The 4,078-nt window shown below is 66.3% G+C and carries 4 protein-coding genes; all 4 read left to right on the top strand.

The window, feature by feature from the left end; translation table 11 throughout:
* Positions 1 to 719: sugar ABC transporter substrate-binding protein (locus ACRDUX_RS38280; protein WP_526422342.1), on the top strand; the 719-nt coding region annotated here is incomplete at its 5' end.
* A gap of 3 nt (positions 720 to 722) precedes the next feature.
* Entirely contained in the window at positions 723 to 2,324 is a 1,602-nt protein-coding gene (locus ACRDUX_RS38275) for a sugar ABC transporter ATP-binding protein (RefSeq protein WP_526422340.1), read from the top strand.
* A gap of 4 nt (positions 2,325 to 2,328) precedes the next feature.
* Positions 2,329 to 3,360 carry an ABC transporter permease gene (locus tag ACRDUX_RS38270; RefSeq protein WP_526422338.1) on the top strand — a complete coding sequence of 344 codons (1,032 nt, stop codon included), beginning with the start codon at positions 2,329 to 2,331 and terminating at the stop codon, positions 3,358 to 3,360.
* Positions 3,357 to 4,078: acyl-CoA dehydrogenase family protein (locus tag ACRDUX_RS38265; RefSeq protein ID WP_526422336.1), on the top strand; the 722-nt coding region annotated here is incomplete at its 3' end. The genes ACRDUX_RS38270 and ACRDUX_RS38265, both read left to right, overlap by 4 nt.

Genomic DNA, 4,078 nt, shown 5'->3' with positions numbered 1-4,078 from the left:
GCTGCGAAGTCCAGCGCAGGCTCGCGGTCTACCACACGCTGAAGAAGTACCCGAAGATCACGTTCGCGGGTGAGCTGCACGCCAAGTACGACGCCGATCTCTCACAGCGGGCCGCCTCCTCCCTGCTGGCTCGCTACCCGGACACCAGGGGAATCGTCGCCGTCAACGATGATGCGGCCACCGGCGTGATCGCGGGTATCGAAGCGGCGGGCAAGGTTCCCGGCAAAGACGTCTTCGTCGTGGGGGCCAACGGTTCGACGGCAGGCATCGAGCGGGTGCTGGCCGGCAAGCAATTGGTGACCACCGGCAACGTCCCCGCCTACCCGTCCTTCGTGACACTGGCACAGTTCCACGACCGGCTACGCGGCTGGAAACCTGAACCCGCCGAGCGGTTCTACGGCTGGCACGCCGAGATCATCACCCGAGCCAACGTCGAGGCGTTCAAGGCCCGCTACGTGGACAAACCGATCGGTGAGTCGTTCGACGTCAAGCTCTTGTCGCGCACCGAGCACCCGAACGACTTCGACCTACAGTTCGACGGCTACCCGGTCGAGAATCTCGACCTCATCTGGCCGGATGTGCCCAAACCCAAGGGATTCCAGTATCCGGATGCCTATCTGAAGGCTCAGCGCAACGGTGAGTTCGACCGGGTTCGCGCGCTCTACAAGGAGCACTACCGGTCGCCGGTGCTCGGGCCGTCACCGTACGGGAAGGTGTGACCGTTGAGCACGCAGACATCGGAGCCACGGCTGCAGGCCAGGAACATCGTCAAGTCCTTCGGAGCCAACCGCGCGCTCAAGGGCGTCGACCTGGATGTCGGGGACGGCGAGGTCGTCGGACTGATCGGTGAGAACGGCGCAGGCAAGAGCACGATCCTCAACATCGTGTCGGGGGTGTTGCCCTACGACTCGGGATCGTTGCGGCTGGATGGCCGGGAGATCTCGCCGAAGACCTATCAGGAGGCCAACCGGCTCGGCATCTTCCGGGTGTTCCAGGAGGCGGCGCTGGTCGACTCGCTGGCCGTCTACGAGAACGCGTTCTTCGGCTGGGAACACCTGTTCCGTTCGCGCAGCGGCGGTCTGGACCGTCGGAGGTTGAAGCGCGCGACGGAGGAGGCGCTCCACGAGGCCGGGGAAGACGGTATCGACGTGTCGTTGCCGACTGATTCGCTGACTCCCGGTCAGAAGCAGAGCGTCGACATCGCGAGGGTGACCGCGTTGGCCAAGCTGCTCGAGGTCGCGCGGCCGCTGGTGCTCTTCGACGAGCCGACCACCGCCCTGGACCAGGAGCACGAGGACAACTTCCTGCGACTGCTGGAACGGCTGCGAGGCGTGGCCGCTGTCGTCTTCGTCTCGCACCGGTTGCCGGAGATTCTGCAGACCACCGACCGGGTCACCGTCTTCAAGGACGGTGAGTCGGTGGGGCATCGGCCGACGAAGGGCACCGACGAGAGTGAACTGCACCGGCTGATGGTCGGGCGGATACGGACCGAGAACTACTACCGCGAGCACGCCCAGCGTGAACTTCAGGCTGACACGTCGCCGCGGTTGGTCGTCGAATCGGTCGCAGGAGCCGGCGTCCTGCGTGAGGCGTCATTCGAGGTGGCGCCTGGCGAGATCGTCGGCCTGGCGGGCACTGAAGGCTCTGGCAAGCGGGTGCTTGGCGAGATCATCGCGGGTGTCGTGCGGCCGACGGCGGGGCGGGTGCGCGTCAACGGGCAGGAGGTGTCGGGCTCCATCGGGGACCACGTCCGAGCCGGCATCGCCTACGTGCCACCGGATCGGGCCGACAAGGGTTTGATCACGTCGGCGTCGATCGTCGACAACGTTCAATTGGCCTCTCTACATGATCAATTCGCGACCAAGCGAGTTGGGCTGTGGGCCGTCGGCCGGGCGCGCAAGGTGACCGAGCGCTTCGTCGACGAGCTCGGCATCGTGACCGAGGACATCGACGCGCCAGTGTCCTCACTGTCGGGCGGTAACGCGCAGAAGGTCCTGATCGCGAAGTGGCTGTTGCGTCGGCCCGACGTACTGGTCCTCGACGAGCCCACCCAGGGCGTCGACACCGGTGCGCGCGAAGGCATCTACGACCTGTTGCGTCAGGTCGCGGCCGCAGGCACCGCGATCGTCCTGGTGAGCGATGACCTGCCCGAACTGATCGGGCTGTCCAACCGGATCGTCGTCATCACCAACGGACGGATCGCCGCCACCGTCGACGCTCCACCCGGCGCCAAGCCGGACGAACACGACCTCGTCGCCCGGATGATTCCCGGCGCTGAGTCCCATTCCAAAGCCACCAACACCGCCCCTACTACCGTCGGATGATGCCATGACCACCGAACTCAGTCCTCCGCCCCGTGCCGTCGACGTCCCTGCGCCCGCCTCCGCCACCGGCGCACCGCGGGCAGGGGTTCTCAAGCGTGTCAACGTCGTTCGCGACATCCTGCCGCTGGCAGCGCTGCTGGCGCTCATCGTGTTCTTCGCCGTGCGCGCCGAGGCGTTCCTCAGTGCGGCCAACCTCACTCTCATCAGTGGACAGGCGGGAATTCTGCTCCTCGCTTCGTTGGGCGCGACACTGGTGATCATCGCGGGCAGCGTCGACCTGTCGGTCGGGTCCATCGCACTGCTGACCGGCGCGGTGCTGGCATCGCTGATCAACGCCGGCATCGGTAGCCCCATCGTGGTGTTGCTCGTCGCCGTCGTGGTGGGTGCGGCGATCGGCCTCCTGAACGGGGTGGTGTTCGCCTACGGCCGAGTCCCGTCGTTCATCGCCACCCTCGGTACGTTGTCGCTCTTCGCCGGCATCGGGCTGACCATCCTGCAGGGCAGCACGATCAACTTCACCGACCAGGGCATCCGCGACCTGGCCATCGGGCAGCTCATCCCGAACATCCAGAACGCGGCACTCATCGCCGTCGTCGCGTTCCTGGTCGTATGGTTCTTCGCTCGCCGCTCCAGGTTTGGTCTCTACGTCTATGCCGTCGGTGGCAACGAGCGCGTCGTCGAGCTTGCGGGTGTGAGTACCCGGCGGGTGAAAGTGCTCATCTTCATCGTCTCGGGTATCACCGCCGGGTTGGCCGGGCTGCTGCTCACCGCACAGCTGGGCGCGGCAGGTCCGACGACGGGCTCGACGATTCTGCTCGACTCGGTCGCGGCGATCGTCATCGGCGGCACGGCACTTTCCGGCGGCGTCGGAGGTGTGGGGCGTACGGTGCTCGGGGTGCTCATCTTGACCGTACTCTCCAACGGGCTCAACCAGATCGGCGCCGCCGACTATACCCAGACCATCATCAAGGGACTGGTGATCATCGTCGCCGCAGTCTTCACCATGGCGTCACAACGAAAGCTGATCGTGAAATGACATCCCTCGACACGTCCACATCGGCCGGACCCGTCACCGTCGGCTCGGACCGGCTGACCGCGCTGATCGCCGCCATCGGCGAGGGTGCACTCGAACGCGAGCGCACCGGTGAGCGGCCCTTTGCTGCAATCGATCTGGTCCGGCAGGCACGGCTGGGCGCACTCCGGATACCGATCGCAGACGGCGGTGGTGGCGCAAGCCTTCGCGAACTGTTCGCGACCGTCATCGCGTTGGCGACTGCTGACGTGAACGTCGCGCACATCCTGCGTGGCCACTTCGCGCACGTCGAAGAGCGGCTGCGACTCGGTGCCGAGGAACGCCAGCGGGTGATCGCCCTGGCGCTGAGCGGCAAGATCGTCGGCAACGCATCGACCGAGATTGGTTCGACACCTGCCGGCGCGTTCACCTGGAAGACCCAGCTCACCCCGGACGGCGACGGCTTCCGGCTCAACGGCACGAAGTACTTCACCACCGGCACGCTCTACGCCGATTACGCCGAGGTGCTCGCGAGCAACCCCGACGGCGCGACGGTGATCGCGCTGGTCCCCACCGACCGCGCCGGCGTGACGGTTCTCGACGACTGGGACGGTATGGGGCAGCGCGCCACCGGCACCGGAACCGCGATCTTCGAAGACGTCGTCGTGGCGGCCGGTGAGACACTGCAGTTCGCGCCACCGGACGCCGACACCGAGCCGCCCGCGCTGTACCACTCTGGCGC

This window comes from Mycobacterium sp. (assembly GCF_050701675.1).
Lineage (GTDB): Bacteria > Actinomycetota > Actinomycetes > Mycobacteriales > Mycobacteriaceae > Mycobacterium.
This window is presented reverse-complemented; position numbering and strand designations above follow the sequence as displayed.

What these genes read in the sequence shown, in the direction of transcription:
- ACRDUX_RS38270 (WP_526422338.1), top strand. Translation starts at nt 2,329, where the DNA reads ATGACCACCGAACTCAGTCCTCCGCCCCGTGCCGTCGACGTCCCTGCG.